Origin of the sequence: Nonomuraea sp. LPB2021202275-12-8 (genome assembly GCF_037044575.1) — a bacterium.
Lineage (GTDB): Bacteria > Actinomycetota > Actinomycetes > Streptosporangiales > Streptosporangiaceae > Nonomuraea.
This window is the reverse complement of record NZ_JBAHWD010000012.1, coordinates 43029-62947: the sequence shown is the minus strand read 5'-3', so window position 1 is coordinate 62947 and position 19919 is coordinate 43029. Positions and strand designations below refer to the sequence as shown.

The 19919-nt window shown below is 71.5% G+C and carries 23 protein-coding genes and 1 riboswitch; of the genes, 14 read left to right on the top strand and 9 right to left on the bottom strand.

What is annotated here, in order from left to right:
• Window positions 1–62 precede the first annotated feature (62 nt).
• The 5 genes from V5E28_RS22870 to bldD all read left to right on the top strand — a co-directional run bounded on the left by V5E28_RS22870 (window position 63) and on the right by bldD (window position 5378).
• Entirely contained in the window at window positions 63–1307 is a 1245-nt protein-coding gene (locus V5E28_RS22870) for an arginine deiminase (RefSeq protein WP_336209070.1), read from the top strand.
• A 15-nt stretch (window positions 1308–1322) separates the two neighbouring features.
• Window positions 1323–2261, top strand: a complete 939-nt coding sequence (gene arcC, locus V5E28_RS22865) for a carbamate kinase (RefSeq protein WP_336209069.1) — start codon at window positions 1323–1325, stop codon at window positions 2259–2261.
• A gap of 19 nt (window positions 2262–2280) precedes the next feature.
• Window positions 2281–3702: an amino acid permease gene (locus tag V5E28_RS22860; RefSeq protein ID WP_336209068.1), complete on the top strand. Its 1422-nt coding sequence runs from the start codon at window positions 2281–2283 to the stop codon at window positions 3700–3702.
• Window positions 3702–4568, top strand: a complete 867-nt coding sequence (locus tag V5E28_RS22855; RefSeq protein ID WP_336209067.1) for a universal stress protein — start codon at window positions 3702–3704, stop codon at window positions 4566–4568. The genes V5E28_RS22860 and V5E28_RS22855 overlap by 1 nt, the downstream gene beginning before the upstream one ends.
• 315 nt (window positions 4569–4883) lie before the next feature.
• Window positions 4884–5378, top strand: coding sequence for a transcriptional regulator BldD (bldD, locus tag V5E28_RS22850; protein ID WP_026214021.1), 495 nt, complete (start codon window positions 4884–4886; stop codon window positions 5376–5378).
• A gap of 747 nt (window positions 5379–6125) precedes the next feature.
• Here bldD and V5E28_RS22845 read toward each other — a convergent pair.
• Window positions 6126–6512: an SAV_6107 family HEPN domain-containing protein gene (locus V5E28_RS22845; protein WP_336209066.1), complete on the bottom strand. Its 387-nt coding sequence runs from the start codon at window positions 6510–6512 to the stop codon at window positions 6126–6128.
• Window positions 6513–7040: 528 nt separating this feature from the next.
• Between V5E28_RS22845 and V5E28_RS22840 the strand changes: the two genes are divergently transcribed.
• Together V5E28_RS22840 and V5E28_RS22835 are read left to right on the top strand one after the other, a co-directional pair.
• Window positions 7041–7427, top strand: coding sequence for an SdpI family protein (locus tag V5E28_RS22840; RefSeq protein WP_336209065.1), 387 nt, complete (start codon window positions 7041–7043; stop codon window positions 7425–7427).
• A 37-nt stretch (window positions 7428–7464) separates the two neighbouring features.
• Window positions 7465–8313: a class I SAM-dependent methyltransferase gene (locus V5E28_RS22835; RefSeq protein WP_336209064.1), complete on the top strand. Its 849-nt coding sequence runs from the start codon at window positions 7465–7467 to the stop codon at window positions 8311–8313.
• A 36-nt stretch (window positions 8314–8349) separates the two neighbouring features.
• On the opposite strand, the gene V5E28_RS22830 is transcribed toward V5E28_RS22835, so the two are convergent.
• Window positions 8350–8541 carry a ferredoxin gene (locus V5E28_RS22830; protein ID WP_336209063.1) on the bottom strand — a complete coding sequence of 64 codons (192 nt, stop codon included), beginning with the start codon at window positions 8539–8541 and terminating at the stop codon, window positions 8350–8352.
• A 5-nt stretch (window positions 8542–8546) separates the two neighbouring features.
• Complete coding sequence (locus tag V5E28_RS22825; protein ID WP_336209062.1) at window positions 8547–9746, bottom strand: cytochrome P450; 1200 nt, start codon at window positions 9744–9746, stop codon at window positions 8547–8549.
• A 97-nt stretch (window positions 9747–9843) separates the two neighbouring features.
• Between V5E28_RS22825 and V5E28_RS22820 the strand changes: the two genes are divergently transcribed.
• The gene (locus V5E28_RS22820; RefSeq protein ID WP_336209061.1) at window positions 9844–10470 is read left to right on the top strand and encodes a TetR/AcrR family transcriptional regulator; all 627 of its coding nucleotides are present in this window, start codon (window positions 9844–9846) and stop codon (window positions 10468–10470) included.
• Between the two features lie 36 nt (window positions 10471–10506).
• Here V5E28_RS22820 and V5E28_RS22815 read toward each other — a convergent pair whose 3' ends face one another.
• On the bottom strand, window positions 10507–11337 hold the full coding sequence (locus V5E28_RS22815; RefSeq protein ID WP_336209060.1) for a L,D-transpeptidase family protein: 831 nt from the start codon (window positions 11335–11337) through the stop codon (window positions 10507–10509).
• A 96-nt stretch (window positions 11338–11433) separates the two neighbouring features.
• Between V5E28_RS22815 and V5E28_RS22810 the strand changes: the two genes are divergently transcribed.
• Together V5E28_RS22810 and V5E28_RS22805 are read left to right on the top strand one after the other, a co-directional pair.
• Window positions 11434–11910, top strand: coding sequence for a YbaK/EbsC family protein (locus V5E28_RS22810; RefSeq protein ID WP_336209059.1), 477 nt, complete (start codon window positions 11434–11436; stop codon window positions 11908–11910).
• A 29-nt stretch (window positions 11911–11939) separates the two neighbouring features.
• Window positions 11940–12530, top strand: a complete 591-nt coding sequence (locus V5E28_RS22805; RefSeq protein WP_336209058.1) for a GNAT family N-acetyltransferase — start codon at window positions 11940–11942, stop codon at window positions 12528–12530.
• A gap of 131 nt (window positions 12531–12661) precedes the next feature.
• Here the strand turns inward: V5E28_RS22805 and V5E28_RS22800 are convergent, their stop codons facing one another.
• On the bottom strand, window positions 12662–13264 hold the full coding sequence (locus V5E28_RS22800) for a DsbA family protein (RefSeq protein ID WP_336209057.1): 603 nt from the start codon (window positions 13262–13264) through the stop codon (window positions 12662–12664).
• Between the two features lie 26 nt (window positions 13265–13290).
• Entirely contained in the window at window positions 13291–14214 is a 924-nt protein-coding gene (metF, locus tag V5E28_RS22795; protein ID WP_336209056.1) for a methylenetetrahydrofolate reductase [NAD(P)H], read from the bottom strand.
• 103 nt (window positions 14215–14317) lie between these two features.
• Between metF and V5E28_RS22790 the strand changes: the two genes are divergently transcribed.
• Window positions 14318–15385 carry a polyprenyl synthetase family protein gene (locus V5E28_RS22790; RefSeq protein WP_336209055.1) on the top strand — a complete coding sequence of 356 codons (1068 nt, stop codon included), beginning with the start codon at window positions 14318–14320 and terminating at the stop codon, window positions 15383–15385.
• A gap of 9 nt (window positions 15386–15394) precedes the next feature.
• Here the strand turns inward: V5E28_RS22790 and thiE are convergent, their stop codons facing one another.
• The 3 genes from thiE to V5E28_RS22775 are packed head-to-tail and all read right to left on the bottom strand — an operon-like array spanning window position 15395 to window position 17597.
• A complete protein-coding gene (gene thiE / locus V5E28_RS22785) occupies window positions 15395–16051 on the bottom strand; it encodes a thiamine phosphate synthase (RefSeq protein WP_336209054.1) in 657 nt (218 codons plus the stop codon).
• On the bottom strand, window positions 16029–16403 hold the full coding sequence (locus V5E28_RS22780) for an Rv2175c family DNA-binding protein (protein WP_336209053.1): 375 nt from the start codon (window positions 16401–16403) through the stop codon (window positions 16029–16031). Before V5E28_RS22780 ends, thiE begins: the two co-directional genes overlap by 23 nt.
• A 30-nt stretch (window positions 16404–16433) precedes the next feature.
• A complete protein-coding gene (locus V5E28_RS22775) occupies window positions 16434–17597 on the bottom strand; it encodes an NAD(P)/FAD-dependent oxidoreductase (protein ID WP_336209052.1) in 1164 nt (387 codons plus the stop codon).
• A gap of 58 nt (window positions 17598–17655) precedes the next feature.
• Window positions 17656–17771, top strand: a riboswitch (TPP riboswitch).
• Here V5E28_RS22775 and V5E28_RS22770 point away from each other — a divergent pair.
• The 3 genes from V5E28_RS22770 to V5E28_RS22760 all read left to right on the top strand — a co-directional run bounded on the left by V5E28_RS22770 (window position 17761) and on the right by V5E28_RS22760 (window position 19872).
• Complete coding sequence (locus V5E28_RS22770) at window positions 17761–18927, top strand: FAD-dependent oxidoreductase (protein ID WP_336209051.1); 1167 nt, start codon at window positions 17761–17763, stop codon at window positions 18925–18927. It overlaps the preceding riboswitch by 11 nt.
• Entirely contained in the window at window positions 18924–19124 is a 201-nt protein-coding gene (gene thiS, locus V5E28_RS22765; RefSeq protein WP_336209049.1) for a sulfur carrier protein ThiS, read from the top strand. The genes V5E28_RS22770 and thiS overlap by 4 nt, the downstream gene beginning before the upstream one ends.
• Window positions 19117–19872: a thiazole synthase gene (locus tag V5E28_RS22760; RefSeq protein WP_336209047.1), complete on the top strand. Its 756-nt coding sequence runs from the start codon at window positions 19117–19119 to the stop codon at window positions 19870–19872. The genes thiS and V5E28_RS22760 overlap by 8 nt, the downstream gene beginning before the upstream one ends.
• Window positions 19873–19919 lie beyond the last annotated feature (47 nt).

Here is a 19919-nt window from a genome sequence, read left to right as displayed (position 1 = left end):
CAACTCGCCGGGGGATGCGCCCCGCCTGGCGTGACGACCGGCGTTTGGGGGATAGACGAAAGATGACATTCCATGTCGATTCGGAGGTGGGCCGGCTGCACCAGGTCCTCCTGCACAAGCCGGAGCTGGCACTCAAACGGCTCACCCCCACCAACAAGGACGCGTTCCTCTTCGACGACGTGCTGTGGGTGCAGCGGGCGATGGAGGAGCACGAGGAGTTCCAGCAGGTGCTGCGCGGGCGCGGCATCCAGATCCACATGCTCTCGGACCTGCTGCGGGAGACCGTCGAGATCCCCGAGGCGCGCAAGCACATCCTGGACGCTGTCGTCGACGAGCGCTGGCTCGGCCCGGTCGCCGTCGACGACATCCGCAACACCCTCGACGCGATGGACTCCGCCACCCTCGGCACCTACCTGACCGGGGGCATCACCGTGCGCGAGCTGGCGGCGCTGGGCTGCTCCCCCAAGTCGGTGGTCCTGCACACGATGGGCCCGGACGACTTCATCCTGCCGCCGCTGCCGAACCACCTGTTCACCCGCGACACCTCCTGCTGGGTGTACGACGGCGTGTCGATCAACGCGATGAAGAAGAAGGCGCGGATGCGCGAGACGGTGAACATGGAGGCGATCTACGAGTTCCACCCGACGTTCGCCGACGGGTTCGGCCGGCCGGGGCAGAGCGGCTACCACGTCTGGATGCCCGGCCAGGCGGTGGCGCCCGCCACCCTGGAGGGCGGCGACGTGCTGGTCATCGGCCGGGGCGCGGTGCTCGTCGGGATGAGCGAGCGCACCCAGCCGCAGTCCGTCGAGATGCTCGCCCGCAACCTCTTCAGGGCCGGCTCGGCCACCAGGATCGTGGCGCTCGACATGCCGAAGCGCCGCGCGTTCATGCATCTCGACACCGTCATGACGATGCTGGACGCGGGGGTCTTCACCCAGTACGCGGGGCTCGGCATGCTGCCCGCCTACACGATCGAGCCGGGGCGCACCGACAAGGAGCTCGAGGTCACCGACCATCCCCCGCAGGACATGCACCGGGCCATCGCCCACGCGCTGGACCTGCCGGAGATCACGGTGCTCACGCCGACCCAGGACGTCTACGCCGCCGAGCGTGAGCAGTGGGACGACGGCTGCAACGGGCTCGCCGTCGAACCCGGCGTGGTCATCGCCTACGAGCGCAACACCACCACCAACAACTACCTGCGCGACAACGGCATCGAGGTCATCACGATCCGGGGCAGCGAGCTCGGCAGAGGGCGCGGCGGGCCGCGCTGCATGAGCTGCCCGCTCGAGCGCGACGGCATCTGACGGGAGGCGGACGGGATGCGGGTCATCGTCGCACTCGGCGGCAACGCGCTGCTGCGCAGGGGCCAGAGCCCGGACGCGGACGCCCAGATGGGCAACCTGCGCACCGTGGTCAAGACGCTCGCCCAGCTCGCCAGGAAGCACGAGCTGATCATCACCCACGGCAACGGCCCCCAGGTCGGCATGCTGGCCCTGGAGAGCGCCGCGGACCCGAACCTGACCAGGCCGTACCCGTTCGACACGCTCGGCGCGCAGACGCAGGGCATGATCGGCTACTGGCTGCTCCAGGCGCTGCAGAACGCGCTGCCGGGCAGGCAGGTCCTGGCCATGGTCACGCAGACCCTCGTGTCGGCGGTGGACCCGGCCTTCGACGACCCGACCAAGTTCGTCGGCCAGGTGTACGAGCGCGAGGAGGCCGAGAAGCTGGCCGCCGAGTACGGCTGGACCGTCAAGCCCGACGGGCCCCACCACTGGCGCCGCGTCGTCCCCTCCCCCGCTCCGCAGCGCGTGGTGGAGACCCGGCTGGTGCGCAAGATGGTCCGCGAGGGCGTGGTGATCGTCTGCGCGGGCGGCGGCGGCATCCCGGTCATCCGCGACGCGCAGGGCCGCCTGTCGGGCGTGGAGGCCGTCGTCGACAAGGACCTCACCGCGTCCATGCTGGCCGAGGCGCTCGACTGCGACGCGTTCCTGATCCTCACCGACGTGCCGCGCGTCATGAAGCACTTCGGCACGCCGCGGCAGGAGGAGATCGCGCACACCACCCCGTACGAGCTGCGCGCCATGGACTTCCCCGCAGGCTCGATGGGGCCGAAGGTGGAGGCTGTCTGCCGGTTCGTCGAGACGACCGGCGACATGGCGGCCATCGGCAAGCTGGACGAGGCGGAGCGCATACTCGGCGGCTACGCGGGAACGATCGTCACACCGAACGCCAGATGGCCGCTGACCAGCACGCTTTAGGCGTCGAGGAGGTCTTGAGGTGTCACTGGCGAGAGCTTTGTTCCGCACCAAGCCGACCGAGCGCATCGTGGCCGAAGGCGGCCACGGCGAGGGCGGCGAACTGCGCCGCACCATGTCCCTGTGGCAGCTCACGCTCTTCAGCGTCGGCGCCACGCTCGGCACCGGCATCTTCGTCATCCTCGGCCAGGCCGTGCCCAAGGCCGGCCCTGCGGTGGTGCTGGCGTTCGTGCTGGCCGCCATCACGGCGCTGTTCTCCGCCCTGTCGTACGCCGAGCTGGCCGGGACCATCCCGGTGTCCGGCTCCTCCTACTCCTACGCGTACGCCACCATGGGCGAGATCGTGGCCTGGATCTGCGGCTGGTGCCTCATGCTGGAGTACGCCGTCTCGGTCGCGGCGGTCTCCGTGGGCTGGGGCGAATACCTCAACGCCTTCCTGGAGAGCCTGTTCGGCTGGAGCCTGCCCGACGCGATCACCCGCTCCCCCGGCCAGGACGGCGGGGTGGTGAACGTCACCGCGATCCTGATCGTGGTGCTGGCCACCTGGCTGCTGCTGCGCGGTGCGTCGGAGAGCGCCTCGGCCAACGCGGTGTTCGTGCTGATCAAGATCGCCGTGCTGGTCTTCTTCTGCGCGGTCGCGTTCGCCGGCTTCAGCGCCGGGAACTTCAGCCCCTTCGCGCCGATGGGCGTCGCGGGCGTGACGGCCGCCGCCTCCCAGGTGTTCTTCTCCTACATCGGCTTCGACGCCGCCTCCACCGCGGGTGAGGAGGCCAAGAACCCCCGCCGCGACCTGCCTCTGGCCATCATCTTGTCGCTGGGCATCGTGACGCTGCTCTACGTGCTGGTCGCGCTGAGCGCCATCGGCGCCATGCCGTGGACCGACTTCGACCCCGACAGCACCGAGGCGAGCCTGTCGCTGATCGCGGACGTGGCCACCGGCGGCACCTGGGCGGGCCTCATCGTGTCGTTCGGCGCGGTGATCGCGATCGCCAGCGTGGTGCTGACGGTCATGTACGGCCAGACCCGCATCCTGTTCGCCATGTCCCGCGACGGGCTCATCCCGCGCATCTTCCAGCGGGTGAACCCGCGCCGCCAGGTGCCGGTCGCCAACACGCTCATCGTCACCGCGTTCATCTCCGTGCTGGCCGGGCTGATCCCGCTCGGCCAGCTCGCCGAGGCGACCAGCATCGGCACCCTGTTCGCGTTCGCGATCGTCAACGTCGGCGTGCTCATCCTGCGCTATCGCCGCCCCGACCTGCCGCGCAGCTTCCGGACCCCGCTGTTCCCGCTCACGCCCGTCCTCGGCACCATCTTCTGCTTCCTGGTGATGGCCGGCCTGGCCGGCGTCACCTGGGTGGCGTTCGGGCTGTGGATGCTCGTGGGCGTGATCTGCTACTTCCTGTACGGCTACCGCCACTCGCGGCTGAACGCCGAGGTGTCCTGATGAAGTTCGACAACCTGCTGACCGGTTTCATCCCTCAGCCGCAGGGGCGCGACGGGCTGGCGCTGGCCGTACTCCTGGCCAGGCAGACAGGCGCGCACCTGACGGTGGCGACCGTGAAGCCGCCCGCATGGGGCGCGCCGGGACCGGCCAGGGCCGACGCGAGCGCGTGGGCCGCCTACCTGGAGGAGCAGGCCACCGCCGCCCTCGCGCAGGCGCGCGAGCTGGCGGGCGACGACGCCGACTACATCACCCACACGCACAAGGGCAGCGGGCGAGGGCTGGTGGAGCTGGCGCGCAAGCGCGGCGCCGCCGCGGTCGTGATCGGCTCGGCGCCGGGCGGCACCGTCGGCCGCATCGCCCTCGGCAGCACCGCCGACCAGCTCCTGCACGCCTCACCGGTGCCGGTGGTCCTCGCCCCGCTCGGCTACTCCGAGGCCCCGCCGCCCGCGCTGGAACGGATCACCGTCGCCTACCGGCGCGGTCCCTGCGCCGACCCGCTCCTCAAGAACGCGGCCGGGCTCGCGGGCGCCCTCGATCTCCCGCTGCGGCTGGTCACGCTCCTGGTCAGCAGCGCCAAGCCGGCCAAGGTCGAGGAGGACATGCTGCTGCGGCTGCGCGACCAGGCGACCGCGGACCTCAAGGCCGCGGCCCGCGGGCACCGCCGGCGCGCCGAGGTCGAGGTGGAGATCCTGGAGGGCAGGAGCGTCCCCCAGGCCGTGCACTCCGGCGTCTGGCTGCCGGGCGAGCTCATCATCTGCGCCTCCAGCGACTCTGGCCCCCTGCGGCGGGTCTTCCTCGGCGACACCAGCATCAAGATCGTCCGGGCCGCGACCCGCCCCGTCATGATTCTCACGCGCCAGACCTGACCCTTGCGGCCTGACGGCCGGACACTCGGCAAACTGTGCCGAAGTACCGTTACCAGTGGGACATCGGGGACCTATGAGGCGTTCCATACCGGACCGGATTCGGCATCTTTTTTCCAATCAGCTTGACCTTCGGCGTCCACCCCTTTACCGTCACTGTGCGTAACCGAAACCGCGCGGCGCCCTGGAGCAGACCAGGGGCCATCGCCACCGAATGGTGCCGAACCCCGGCACCGGACCCCCGGTGGCTCAGGCATTCGCCGCAAGGGAGCACAATCTACTAAGAGCTACACATACGAGAGCCGGGGGGCCACACAAATGCCGTCTGAGTACGCAAAGTCGCTGGGTGCACGACTCCGCGCCATCCGCACCCAGCAGGGCCTGTCCCTGCACGGAGTCGAGGAGAAGTCGCGCGGCCGGTGGAAGGCCGTCGTCGTTGGCTCGTACGAGCGTGGCGACCGTGCGGTCACGGTGCAGAAGCTTGCCGAGCTTGCCGACTTCTACGGAGTGCCCGTCTCGGAGCTGCTGCCCGGTGGTGCCGCACCCAGCCCGCTCGGGCCGACCCCGAAACTTGTGATCGACCTGGAGCGGCTTGCCACACTGCCGAAGGAGAAGGCGGGTGCCCTCGCCCGCTACGCCGCGACGATCCAGAGCCAGCGCGGCGACTACAACGGCAAGGTCTTGTCCATCCGCCAGGAGGACTTGCGCTCCCTGGCCGTGATCTATGACAAGTCGCCGAGCGAGCTGACCGAGGAGCTCATCAGCTGGGGCGTCCTCGACGCCGAGGCCCGCCGGGCCGTCGAGTCCTTCTGACACCCTCCGCACATCGCGAAAGGGGCGCGCCGCACCCACGGCGCGCCCCTTTCGCGCACCCGGGCCCCTCCCCACCCACCGCCGAACCGCTCACCGCGTCCCACGCCGCCGTCCGAGCGCGCCCCGCGAGACACCGTGAAGCGGAACCCCACCGACCGCAGGCGAGCCCTCAGGCAGGTTTCCGGCCCCCCGGGCACGTCGAGGTGGGGCAGGCAGGCTCGGCACGGCACGCAGTCCCACCGGGACTCGCGTCCAGATCAACGCCCCGGAGAACGAGCACCACACCGGCGTCTCCGGTTGCTCCAGCGATCGCCGGGCGGCTCCCGGACACCGACAACTTGTCCCCGCTCTGAGGCGCGAAATCACTTGGGCAGGGCCGTGCAACCGGGCACGACCGGTGCTGCGGAGCAGCCGTGCGGCCGGGCGCAGAAGGGTGGCGTGGGCACCCGTGCGGCCGGGCGCACGACCAGTGCGGGCAGCCAGTGCGGGCGTGGGCAGGCGGTGCGGGTCGTGTGCGCGGGCCGGGCGTAGGCACAACCGATGTGGGCGCGGGCAAAGGCGCGGGCAGGGACCCGTGCGGGCAGGCACGGGCGGGGTGGCTGGGGTGGTGGCTGGGGTGGTGGCGGTGACATCCCACCGGCGCGGTGTTCGTGCGGAACGAACGTTCGCCTGGCCCTCGTCATGCCTCGGGAGGTGAGGAAGTGGTGCCCTCGGAGACGGGGGCGCTCGTGGGGGGTGGGTGGGGTGTCAGCCCGCCAGGGGCACGTCCACGGGAAGCTGGGGCTGGGCGGGGACGCCGAGGATGTCCTCGACGGTGCAGACGAAGGTGTCCGCCTCGGCCAGGAGCTCGTCCGCGTCCGCGGCGCTGACGCCCCGGACCATGCCGGCCTCGGCGGCGGCGCGCTTGGCGGCGCTCACGGCGAAGTAGGCGGCCCACTCGGCGAGCTGGGGCTCTGCCTCGGGCAGCAGCTCCCAGGCGCTGCGCAGCCGTCGCCTGCGGCCTTCCGTGGGCTTCGGGCGGGCGGCGAGGATCGCCGCGGCCGCTCGCAGCGCCGCCAGGTGCGCCGCCACGTAGCGCGATGCAGGGGTGCGGGCCGCAGCCGCCTCCGCCAGGCAGGAACGCGAATCAGTCAAATGTGCCCGAACCGCAGGCGAAGGCCGGGGCCCGGGCGTATCTCTGAGCCGTGGTGCCATCTTGCTCGCCTCCTTCGAGTCGTGGGCGACTCCCGGCGTCTCCACCGGTGAAGCCCAGACTCGCAGACTCCACCGACAATTCCGCCGGGCTGGCCGGACGAGGAGCTTCCCCTCTCCCCGTCCGGCCAGGACACGCCCACTCGTCTCCGCCGACGACGAGGACGCGCCCTTCGCCCGTGGAGCCTGATCGCGGGGTCTCGCTTGGGGGAAGCGATGGCCCGCGACCAGGTCCTTCGACGTGAGCCGCGAGCCTCACGTCACTAGGTCGAACATAATTTCGATCACGTTCGGTGTCAACCTGTTCCACGAACACAGGTTCGATGACCATGACGGAAATACCCGTTCCGGCGCCGTACAAGACGCACTAGCACGGTCCGGGCGAACGCCCGGCAGCGTCCCGGCGTGAGAGGGACGGGGCCTCTCACTGATCGCACTGGCGCCCGCACCCGTCCTGGCTACGATGCCAGCATGGGCTCGATCCTCATGACCGCGATCCTCACTCTTCCCGCGCTGGCCCTGCTCATCATTCCCCTCTACGACGAGTCGGGCGCCGTCGACTCTCGCAACGGGCTGGCGGGCCTGCGCACCCGGCAGACGCTCGCGTCCCGCGAGGCCTGGGACGCCGCCCACGCGTGGGCGAAGGCGCCGATGCGCCGCCTCGCGCTGCTCATGGTCATGGTCGTCGCCGTCTCCGTCGTGGCCGAGCTCGTGCTGGGCCCGCCGGACGCCGCCGAAGCCGCGGTCGTGACCGGCCAGGCCCTCCTGCTCGTGGGCGGCCTGCTGGTGATCTGCCGGCAGGCGAACCGCGTGGCCGCCGAGACCAACTCCAGGATCGCGGCTGATCGCCCCTCATGACGACCCGCCACCAGCCGACTCCTGCGAGGAGACCCCCATGACCGTCGACTACCCCGCGAGCCGGCCGAACCCCCTCGCCCCCGCGTGGAGCAGATTCGCCGGCGCCGCGCGGGGGCGCGTCCCGCTGCTGGTGGGGGCGCTCGCGCTGGGCGCGCCCGCCGCGCTGGCCTGGGAGGCGCAACTGCAGCTCGGCGAGGAGGTGATGCACCTCGGCGGGCCGGTGGCCCTGCGCAGGGTGCGCCAGCGGCTGTCCAGGCTGCTGTACGACCAGAGGTACGGCGTCAGCACCGCCGACTTCGCCGACCTGGCCGACTTCGGGCTCGACCACCCGGAGCGGGTCTACTACTCCCCCGCCCACTGGGGCACGTTGCGGCGCGCGCTGCCGCCCCGGGACGTGGGCGAGCGGGACGTGTTCGTGGACCTCGGCGCGGGCAAGGGCCGGATGGCGCTGGAGGCTGCCAGCAGCTATCCGTTCAGGCGGGTGATCGGCGTCGAGCTGTCGCCGGAGCTCACCGAGGTCGCGCGGGCCAATCTGGCGAGCACCCGGCTCCGGGTGCGTGCCGGGAGTGTGGAGTTCGTGCAATCCGACGCGCTGGAGTTCGCGATCCCGGACGACGTGAGCGTGGTGTTCCTCAACAACCCGTTCAGGGGTGCGATCTTCGCCATGGCCATGGAGAGGCTGATCGCCTCGGCCGACCGGTGCCCGCGCCCGATCACGCTGGTCTACTTCAATCCCGTCGAGGAGCCGTTCCTGCTCGGAACCGGCCGCTTCCGGCACCTGCGCACGGTGGCGCCCAGGCGGCGAACGGTCGGCGGCGTGTTCGGCACGACCCGCGTCTACGCCGTCACCGGTCCAGGCACGAACGGACAGGGGGCGGCGTTCTGAGACGGCCGCCACCGTGGCGGCGGCCGTCATCGGGGGTCAGACGACCGATATGGCGCCCGACGGGCAGAGGTTGACGGCGCGGCGCACCGCCTCCTCCAGGTCGGCGGACGGGGCCTGCTGAAGGAGCACGACCGTGCCCTCGTCCTCGCTCTGGTCGAACACCTGCGGCACCGTGAGGGCGCACATGCCCGCTCCGATGCACAGGGTGGCGTTGGCTTCGATCTTCATGATTCCTACCAGGTGACGGGGAGGCGGTGCACTCCGTAAATGCTCATGTCCGAGCGCATGGGCACCTCCTCAGGTGGTACGGCCAAGCGTAGGCCAGGCAGTCGGCGCAGCAGCGCACTGTAGCCGATGCGCATCTCCGCCCGGGCGAGCTGCTGGCCGAGGCACTGGTGGATGCCGTGCCCGAAGGTCAGGTGGCCGGTGGCCTCGCGGGTGACGTCGAGGCGGTCGGCGCCCGGGAACTTGGCCGGGTCCCGGTTGACCACCGGCAGGTGCAGGGTGACCGCGTCGCCCTTCCTGATCAGGTGGCCCTCGATCTCGACGTCCTCCAGGGCGGTCCTGATCGGGCCCAGGTGGATGATGGTGAGGTAGCGGAGCAGCTCTTCGACGCCGTTGTCCACCAGTGCCGGGTCGTCGCGCATGGCGGCGAGCTGGTCGGGGTTGGTGAGCAGCGCGTAGGTGCCGAGGCCGAGCATGTTGGCGGTGGTCTCGTGTCCCGCGATCAGCAGCAGGACCGCGACGCCGGTCAGCTCCTCGTCGTTCAGCTCGCCGCCCGCCACCAGGCCACTGAGCAGGTCGTCCTCGGGCTCGGCGCGCTTGCGCTGGATCAGCCCGTACAGGTACGCGGAGATCCTGCCGAGCGCGCCGATCGCGTCCTCCGCCTTGGTCTCGAGATTGACCAGGATCTTGGAGTCGTCCTGAAACTGCGCCCTGTCCTCGTACGGCACCCCGAGCAGCTCGCAGATCACCAGCGACGGGATGGGCAGCGCGAAGGCGCTGACCAGGTCGACCGGCGGCCCGGCGGCCTCCATGGCGTCCAGGCAGGACTCGGCGATCTCCTGGATCCTGGGCTCGAGCTGCTTCATCCTGCGGACGGTGAACTGGCCGGTCAGCAGTTTGCGGAACCGGGTGTGCTCCGGGGCGTCCATGCGCAGGAAGAAGCCGGGCGGCACCTTGAACTGCTGCTCGCGCACCTCCTCGGCGAGTTCGATCCGGCTGGGGAGCGGCGGGTGCATGAGCTCGGGCCGGTTGCTGAAGCGCGGGTCGGCGAGCACGGCGCGGGCCGCCGCGTAACCGGTGACCAGCCAGCCGAGGTGGCCGTCGGCGTAGGTCATGGGGTGCACGGCGGCCTGTTGTCGGATGCGCGTGTATGCGTCGGGCGGATCGAAGGGACGCTCGCGTTCGGTGGTCAGGGTCAGTTCGGTCATGTCAAGGTCTCCTCTCCCGTTCTCCCTCCCACGAAACAACATCGAGTGCAAAATTGCAATGAGTGAAATACGCGTATCGATGCAGTAGAGTTCGCCCATGGTGGGCCTGCGGGAGCGCAAGAAGCAGCGCACGCGCCGGGCGCTGGTGCATGCCGCGCTCCGGCTGTTCAACGAGAAGGGCTACGAGGAGACCACGATCGCGGAGATCGCGGCCGAGGCCGAGGTGTCAACGCGGACGTTCTTCAGCTACTTCGCGAGCAAGGAAGACGTGATCTTCCACGACAGCCAGGAGCGGACGGGTGGCGCGCTGGCCCTGCTCCACGACAGGATGCCGGGAGAGCCGGTGGCGGCCCTGCTGCTCCGCGTGGTGCAGAGCAGCCTCGACTGGGCCGGTCGCGAGGACAACTTCGGTCTGGAGGAGGCGCAGGCGCGGCTCGACCTGATGATGACCGTCCCCGCGCTCCAGGCCCGCGCCCTGCACCTGCTGTTCGACAGCCAGCTCCAGCTCGCGCGGGCCCTGCGGGAGGCCTACCCGGACGAGCTGGACCTCGTGGAGTCGGCCGCGGTCGTCGGCTCGCTGATCGGCGCGGTCAAGCTCGCCGCCATGGCCAGCCTCACGGGCGGCGATCCCAGCGAGCAGGTGTGGGAGGCGGTGCGCCGTGCCGCCGAGATCGCCGTGCGCGGCCTGCACGACCTGCCCGGCAGCGGGCGCGGCGCGGCCTGAGCCGGGCGGGCCGCGACAGGCCCGGCACCGGCACGGTCAGCGGCGGAACTTGCCGCGCACGTGTACCGGGACGCCCGCGCCGAGCAGGCCGGGGAGCTCCTCGGCGACGTTCATCGGCATGCGGACGCAGCCGTGCGAAGCCGGATACAGCGGCACCGACAGCGCGCCGTGGAAGGCGATGCCGCCGTTGAAGAAGATCGGGTTGTAGAGCTGGCCGAGGTAGGACTTGTGCCAGCCGTCCCGGCGCCAAGTGGTCCGGTAGTTGCCGGTCGGCGTGCCGGCCGAGCCGCAGAAGCGCTGCTCCTTGCCCTGCCAGGTGGTGGTCTCGCAGTAGGGGATGCCGCTGCCGGAGGAGACGTGCGTGATGAGCTTCACCTCGCCGCGGACGTACAGGACCATGACCTGCTTGGTGAGGTCGACTTCGGCGCGGGTGGCCTTGCCGTTCCTGACCAGCACCCTTGGGCTCTTCGGCACCTCCAGCGCCGACCAGGTGGCGCGGCCGACGGTGCTGGTCGGCTTGACGCCGTTCACCTTCTGGAACGCCCACACCGCCGCCAGCGTGGTGCCGCCGTAGCGGCCGTCGATCTTGCCCGGGCGGTAGCCCAGCTCCTTGAGGCGCCTCTGCAGCCAGACGACCGCCTTGCCCTTGGCGCCGAGCTTGAGCTTGCCGTCCGGCGCGGTGACGGGCGCGGTGACTGGCGCGGTGGGGCCGGCGCCGGCACCCACGGCGCCGGAGGAGGGCGCGGGTGCCGTGATCCGCGCGGCGAGTGGCTGCGGCGCCTCGGTGGCGGCCGTGCCGCAGCCCGCGAGTGCGACGGCTCCCGCCGCCAGGAGAGCGGTTACCCCTGCCAGCCGTCGAGCCCTCACCACAACCACCTCTCAAATCATTAACAAGAGAATCAAAGGACCCTACACCACCACGAGACCGCGTAATCCAGTGGTCAATCTGTTTAGAGTGTGCGCATGCCAGAGAAGTTGCCCGCTAACGCGATACGGGTGGAAAACGCGCTCCGCAGCCTCGGAGTCGCCGGTGAGATCGTGGTACTGCCCGAGAAGGCGCCCACCGCGGCCACCGCGGCGGCCCAGGTGGGCTGCGAGGTCGGCGCCATCGCCAACAGTCTGATCTTCGAAGCGGACGGCGAGCCGCTGCTCGTGCTCACGAGCGGCGCGCACCGCGTGGACGTGGAGCTGATCGCCCGCACGGCGGGCGTCCAGAAGGTGGGGCGGGCGACGCCGGAGTTTGTCAGGCAGGCCACCGGGCAGCCGATCGGCGGAGTGGCACCGGTCGGGCATCCGGCGCCGGTGCGGACGCTGGTGGACAACTGGCTGAGCAAGCACGAGCAGGTCTGGGCGGCCGGGGGCCATCCGCACACGGTCTTCCCGACCACGTTCGACGAGCTCGTGCGCATGACCGGTGGCACGCCCGTCGACGTCGAGTGAGGCGTGCGGGACGGGAGTAGGGTTCGACGGTGATCGAGTTTCGCGGAGCGGGCCCCGCCGAGTTCGCCGAACGCCTGGACACGGTGATCGAGATTTACGCCGCCGCCATGCGCCCGCCCGCGGAGCAGATCGCCGGCCGCAAGACCATCATGCGAAATCATGGGACATATCCCTATTTCCAGTGCTATTTCGCAGAATGGCACGATTTGCCGCTTACCGCCACGGCCGGAACGGCGTCGGCGGCCCCCCTTGTGGTGGGGTTCGCCTACGGGTTCCGCGGCGTGGCGGGCCAGTGGTGGCACGACGTGGTCTACCGGGCACTGGAGGAACGGGCCGGCCATCAGGTGGCCGAGGCCTGGATGGGGCACGCGTTCGAGCTGGCCGAGATCCACGTCCATCCCGATTACCAGGGCAAGGGGATCGGCCGCTCGATGATCAACACCTTGTGCGCGGGCCGCCCGGAGCGCTCCGCGGTGCTGTCCACGCACGACCAGCCGACGGCCGCCCGCCACCTCTACGCCGGCATGGGCTTCACGGACCTGCTGAGCGGGTTCGTCTTCCCCGGCGGCCACGAGGAGTACGCGATCGTCGGCTCTCCGCTCCCCCTGGCCACCGCTTGACCCGCTGAGGGTTGAATCCGCACCGCGACGGGCACAGTGCATGACAGAGAGTGGCGTTCACTTTACTCTCCGCTCGCCTTCCCCCAGCGCCACCCGCCCGGTCCCCCTGCGGGCGGGTGGCGGCCCCCCGGTCACGGAAGCTCCGGCTCCTCATGTGCCCGGCCCTTGAGCTCGTGGAAATGCGGGGTGCCCGCCACCAGCAGCGTGCCGTCCCACAGCCGCCCGGCCTGCTCACCGGTGGGCAGGCGGGAGACGACGGGGCCGAAGAAGGCGATCCGCTCCTCAGCGGCGCCGGTGACCGCGCAGATTGGCGTGCCGACGTGGTCGCCGACCAGCGCGACGCCCTCGGCGTGCGACGCGCGTACCAGGTCGTCGTAGGTGTCCGTCTGGCCGGCCTCGGCGAGGCCGGCGGGCAGGCCGGCGACGGTCAGCGCCTTCTCGAGCTCGCCGATCCAGTCCTGCCCGTCGTCGCGGCTGGTCCACAGCGCGGTGTAGAAGCGCCCGAGCGCCTCCTGACCGTGAAGGTGCCGCACGGCCGAGGCGACGCGCACCGGCACCCAGAGATAGCCCTCGGGGTCGCCTTCGGGATCGTCGTCGCGGCCCTCGTTGAGCACCGAGAGGCTCATCACGTGCCAGCGGATCTCGACCGGCCGGACCTTCGCCACCTCGAGCAGCCACCGGGAGGTGATCCAGGTGAAGGGGCAGGCAGGATCGAACCAGAAATCAGCGATCATCCCACCAGTCAACACCCCGGCACGGGTCAGGCCGACAGCGCCGGAGCCGGTTGCAGGCGCTGGAACACCTCGCGGGAGGCGCTGGAGCGGTTGAAGGTGATGAAGTGGATGCCCGGCGCGCCCTCGTCGAGCAGCCGCTGGCACAGCTCGGCGCCGTGGTCGATGCCGAGGCTGCGCACCGCCGCCGGGTCGTCGGCGACGGCCTCGAAGCGGGCCGCCACGTCCGGCGGGAACGGCGCGCCGGACAGCTGCTCGGAGCGGGCGATCGTGCTCATCTGCGTCACCGGCATGATGCACGGGATGATCGGGGTGTCACAGCCTCGCGCCGCCACCCGGTCGCGCAGCCGCAGGTAGTCGTCGGCCTGGAAGAACATCTGCGTGATCGCGTAGTCGGCCCCGGCCCCGCACTTGCGCACGAAGTGCTCGGTGTCGGACTCGATGGACGGCGAGCGCGGATGCTTGTAGGGGAACGCTGCCACGCCCACGCAGAAGTCGCCGGCCTGGCGGATCAGCCGCACCAGCTCCTCGGCGTAGAGGACGCCTTCGGGGTGCTGCACCCACTCCGCCGACGGGTCGCCGGGCGGGTCGCCGCGCACCGCGAGGATGTTGCGCACCCCGGCGTCGGCGAAGCGGCCGACCAGGTGGCGCAGCTCGCGGATGGAGTGGTCGACGGCGGTGAAGTGGGCCACGGGCGTCAGCGTGGTGCCGTGGGCGAGCCGCTCCACGATGTCGACCGTGCGGTCACGGGTGGAGCCGCCGGCGCCGTAGGTCACCGAGACGAACGTCGGCCGCAGCGACTCCAGCTCTCTGATCGCCTTCCACAGCTGCCGCTCTCCCTCGTCGGTCTTGGGAGGGAAGAACTCGAAGGAGAACGATCGCGCTCCGGAGGCGAGAAGCTCGCGAACGGTGGGGACACGATCGGGCAGGACGGAGGGTCGACCAAGCGCCATGCACCCAAGGTTACCCGGTACCCGGCGGCACCACCGGCCGCAGGGGAATCGGCCCGTCCGAGGCGCTCTCTGGGCGCCGGTGCCCGGCCACTAGTCTCAAGGCATGAGCACAGACGCCGCGAGCATGGACGACCTGCGCGCCCAGGTGGACCGACGCCTGAGGGAGTTCGTCGAACGGCAGCTTCCCGCCACCGGGGACGCCGAGCTGGAGCCGCTCCGCACGGCCGCAGAGGACCTGCTGTCGGGAGGCAAGCGGCTGCGCCCGGCCTTCTGCTACTGGGGCTGGCGCGGCGCGGGCGGCGCCGACGTGCCGGGCGTCTTCACCGCGGCGGCCTCGCTGGAGCTGCTGCAGGCCAGCGCGCTCGTGCACGACGACGTGATGGACCGCAGCGACCTGCGCCGCGGCATGCCGGCCGCGCACCGCCGCTTCCAGTCGCTGCACGAGAAGTCCGGCTGGCAGGGCTCGGCCGAGCAGTTCGGCGAGGGGGCCGCGATCCTGCTGGGCAACCTGCTGCTGATCTGGTCGGGTGAGATGTGGCGCACCAGCGGCCTGCCCGCGGAGTCGCTGGCGGCGGCCCAGCCGGTGCACGACCACATGCGCACCGAGCTGATGTGCGGCCAGTATCTGGATCTGCTGGAGCAGGCGGGCGGCGAGAACACCTTCGAGTCGGCCCTGCGCGTCGCGCTCTACAAGAGCGGCAAATACTCCGTCGAGCACCCGCTGAGGCTCGGTCTGGTGCTGGCGGCGGGCAGGCTGGAGCCGTGGATGGACGAGCTGTGCAGCACCTACGGCACCCGGGTCGGCATCGCCTTCCAGCTGCGTGACGACATCCTCGGCGTGTTCGGCGACCCGGCGCAGACCGGCAAGCCCGCGGGCGACGACCTGCGTGAGGGCAAGCGGACGATGCTCGTGGCCCGCACACTGGCGGCGGCCTCCACGGCGGAGGCGGACACGGTGCGCCGCCTCCTCGGCGACCCCGCCCTCGACGAGCGGGGCGTGGCCACCCTGCGCGAGATCATCGACCGCACCGGAGCGCTGCGCGAGTGCGAGGACATGATCGGCGACTATCTCGGCGAGGCCCTCGCCTCGCTCCAGCAGGCGCCGATCACGCCCGAAGCCCGCACCGCGCTGGCCGAACTGGCCGTCGCGGCCACATCCCGCAGGACGTGACCCGCGCCGTTACGGCCCGGCCGCCGTCCCGGAGGACGTGAGCCGCTTGGCGAACTCGGCCGCCGCGGCGCCCGGGTCCTCCGCGTCGGTGATCGCGCGCACGACCACGACCCTGGACACCCCGTACGACATGACCTCGTCCAGGTTGGACAGGTCGATGCCGCCGATGCCGAACCACGGCCGGTCGGCGCCCAGCGACGCCGCGTGCCTGAGCAGCGGCGGGCCGGGCGCGTGTCGGCCGGGCTTGGTCGGCGTGGGCCAGATCGGGCCGCAGCAGAAGTAGTCGACGCCCTCCTCCACCGCCGCGGCGGATGCCTCGTCGGCGGAGTGGGTGGACCGTCCGATGACGATGTCGTCGCCGAGTATCTCTCGCGCGACCGTCACGGGAAGGTCGTCCTGCCCCAGGTGGAGCACGTCTGGATGGGCGGCGTGGGCGATGTCGGCCCGGTCGTTGACCGCCAGCAGCCGGCCGTGCCGGTCGCAGGCGTCGCGGAAGACCTCCAGGAGCGCGAGCTCTTCGCGCGCCTCGAGCCCCTTCTCCCGCAACTGGACGATGTCCACGCCCGCGGCGAGCACCGCGTCGAGGAAGTCGGCCAGGTCGCCGCGGTCACGCCGCCCGTCGGTGCACAGGTAGAGGCGGGCGTCAGAAAGCGAGGGCCTGGGCACGCCGTTTGACCTCTGTGTGACGACCCGCCCTGATCGCCTCTACGGGCGAGCCTGGAAGCGAGTCGTCGGGGGTGAAGAGCCAGCGCAGTGCCTCGACATCGTCGTAGCCGGCATCCTGCAGCACGGTCAACGTGCCGGGGAGGCCCTTCATCACGTCCTTTCCTTCAAGGAACACCGCGGGCACCTGTGGTCCGCCGCTGCCCCGCCTTACGCCGAGCAGCTTGTGGTCCTTGAGGAGCTGCTTGGCCCGCCCCAGGGGAACCCCCAGGCGCTGGGCCACTTCGGGGAGAGTGAGCCACTCGTCAACGAGCTGGTCGGTCTCCCGGTCGATCTGTGCAACAGAAAGCGTCACGAAACCACAACTACCACACGCCGCGCTTGCTCAAACAACACAATCTCGTAGGGGTACGTCTGGATCCACCAGGCGTTCCGTGTCCAGACGATGGCCCGCCTGGATGATTCTGCGGCCCTGGACGAGGTCTCGGGGCCGGTCGACGGCCAGCACCGCGGCCAGGGTGTCGTCGCCGGTGAGCCAGCAGGCCGACCACTTGCCCTCTGGTCTGCCCCGGTAGAGCAGCCGTTCGCCGGCCGGGTGGTGGCCCGCGTACTGGACCATGTGGCCGAACTGCTCCGACCAGAAGTACGGGACCGGGTCGTAGACCGCCTCCTCGCCGAGCAGTGTCGCGGCGGCGACCTCGGGGGCGCTCAGGGCGGTGTCCCAGTGCTCGACGCGGAGCCTGGCGCCGAAGCGCCGCGACCACCAGGCGGCGCAGTCGCCCACCGCGACCACGCCCGGCATCGAGGTGCGCAGGTGCTCGTCGGTGACGACGCCGTTGTGCAGGTCGAGGTCGGCGTCGGCGAGCCACTCGACGGCCGGGCGCACGCCGATCCCGGCGACCACCACGTGCGCCTGCACGAACCCGCCGCCGACCAGCTCCACGCCGCCCTCGTCCACCGAGCCGACCATGGTGTCGAGGCGCAGGTCGATGCCGTCGTACCAGCCCAGCGTGCGAGCGCCGAGCTCGGCGCCGATCGCCTGCGCGAGCGGGGCGGACGCCGCCTCGATCACCGTCACGGCGCACCCGGCCCGGCGGGCGGCCGTGGCCACCTCCGCGCCGATCCAGCCCGCGCCGATGACCGCCACACTGGCGCCGGGGACCAGCCTGGCCCGCAGCTCCAGCGAGTCGTCGAGGGTCCGCAGCACATGCTGCGGGCCGTCGCCGGGCAGGGTGATCGGCTCGGCTCCGGTGGCGATGACCAGGCCGTCGTAGCCGAGCTCGCCCTCGGTGGTCTCCACGACGCCCGCCCGCAGCGCCTTGGCGGAGACGCCCGGCCTGAAGTCGATCCCCATCGCGGACAGGTCGGAGTCGACGAAGCTGGAGTCGGAGTCGCCGAGCAGCACCGCCTTCGACAGGGGCGGACGGTCGTAGGGCCGGTGCCGCTCCTCGCCGATCAGCGTGATCCTGCCGTCGAATCCCCGCGCGCGCAGGGCCTCGACACTGCGCACACCCGCCAGCCCCGCGCCCACCACTACGACATGATTCACGTTAGTGACCATAACGGGGGGCGTGCCTGGCCGTCGCGGCGAGGCCGTAGGCTGGGGGCGTAAGACGCGCGGGAGTCCGGCCACAACCGGGCTGAGAGGAAGGCTTGACGGGCCTTCGACCGCAACACACCTGATCCGGATCATGCCGGCGAAGGGAGCGGACATGGACCTGGTCGTCGGGGGCGGAGTCGTCGGGCTGTCGATCGCCTGGCGCCTGGCCCGCTCTGGCCGGCCGGTCACTCTGGTGGACCCGGCGCCGGCCTCAGGCGCCTCCCACGCAGCGGCGGGCATGCTGGCGCCGGTCAGCGAGGTCTCCTACACCGAGGAGCCGCTGCTCCGGCTCGGCGTCGCCTCCCTTGCCCGCTGGCCCTCCTTCGCCGCCGAGCTCGCCGCCGACGCGGGCCTGAGCGCCGACGCCGGCCCCGACCCGCGCGGCGGGCTGGGCGCGGACGGGGGGCTGCTGGCCGCGGCCAGGGCCGGGCTCGACCTTCGCGCCGACGGCACGCTGGACGTGGCGTTCGGGGCCGACGATCTGGCCGCGCTCGGCGAGCTGGCCGCATTCATGGAGAAGCTGGGGCTGCCGGTCGAGCGGCTGACCGGGCGGGAGTGCCGGCGGCTGGAGCCGATGCTGGCGCCTTCCGTCCGCGGCGGGCTGCTGGCCAGGACCGACGCCTGGGTGGATCCGCGCCGCGTCACCGCGGCGCTGCTCGCCGCTCTGGAGCGGCGCGGCGTCCCGGTGGTGCGGGCCCGGGTGAGCGAGCTGCTGCGCGAGGGCGACCGGGTCACCGGCGTACGGCTGGAGCCGGCGACCGGGCCGCGGGAGATCGCCGCCGAGCGGGTCGTGCTGGCGGCGGGGGCGTGGAGTGGCGGGCTGGCCGACGTGCCGGTCCGGCCGGTCAAGGGGCAGATCATGCGGCTGCGTGCGGCGCAGCCGCTGCTCGGCCGGTGCGTGCGCGGGACGGTGCACGGGACGCCCGTCTACCTGGTGCCGAGGGGCGACGGGGAGCTGGTGGTCGGTGCCACGCAGGAGGAGCTGGGCTTCGACACCAGGGTGACCGCGGGCGGGCTGTACGAGCTGCTGCGGGACGCCAGGGAGCTGGTGCCCGGCGTGACCGAGCTGGAGGTGGCCGACGTGGTGGCGGGGCTTCGCCCGGGGACACCGGACAACCTGCCGATCGTCGGGCCGAGCGGGACGCCCGGGCTCACGCTGGCCACCGGGCACCACCGGGGCGGGGTGCTGCTTGCCCCGCTCACGGCCGCGATCGTGCAGGGCGAGGAGGCCGACCTCGCGACATTCTGCTCACCGGCTAGATTTCGGGATATCTCATGAAACTGATGGTCAATGGGGCCGGCCACGAGGTGCCTGACGGCATGACCGTGGCGCAGGCCGTACGGAATCTGACGGCGGCCACCACCGGCGTGGCGGTGGCCGTGAACGGCGAGGTGGTCACGCGGAGCGCCTGGGAGTCGACGGCGCTGCGCGACGGCGACCGCGTGGAGGTGCTGACGGCGGTGCAAGGTGGATGATCTGATCATCGCCGGGGAGAAGTTCTCCTCCCGGCTCATCATGGGCACGGGCGGCGCGCCCTCGCTGGAGGTGCTCGACGCCGCGCTGGTGGCGTCCGGCACCGAGCTGACCACGGTCGCGATGCGGCGGCTCGACCCCGGCGCCGGCGGTTCGGTGCTGGACGTGCTGCGCCGGCGCGACATCAAGGTGCTGCCCAACACGGCGGGCTGCTTCACCGCCGGCGACGCCGTGCTGACGGCGCGGCTGGCCAGGGAGGCGCTCGGCACCGACTGGGTCAAGCTCGAGGTGATCTCCGACGAGCGGACCCTGCTGCCGGACCCGATCGAGACGTTCGACGCGGCCGAGCGGCTGGTGGCCGACGGTTTCGTGGTGCTGCCGTACATCGGCGACGATCCGGCGCTCGCGCGCCGGCTGGAGCAGGCCGGCTGCGCGGCGGTGATGCCGCTCGGCTCGCCGATCGGCTCCGGGCTCGGCATCCGCAACCCGCACAGCATCGAGCTCATCGTGGAGGCCGCCGGGGTGCCGGTGATCCTCGACGCGGGCATCGGTACGGCCAGCGACGCCGCCCTGGCGATGGAGCTCGGCTGCGACGCCGTGCTGCTCGCGACGGCGGTGACCAGAGCGCAGCGCCCGGATCTGATGGCGGCGGCGATGAAGGGCGCGGTGCGAGCCGGTAGGCTCGCGCGGCAGGCGGGGCGCATCCCGCGGCGGCGCTACGCGGAGGCCTCATCACCGGTAACGCCATGAAGGGGCACGGGTCCGCATCGGTTTCGGATGGTCAGGCCCTACGGGGG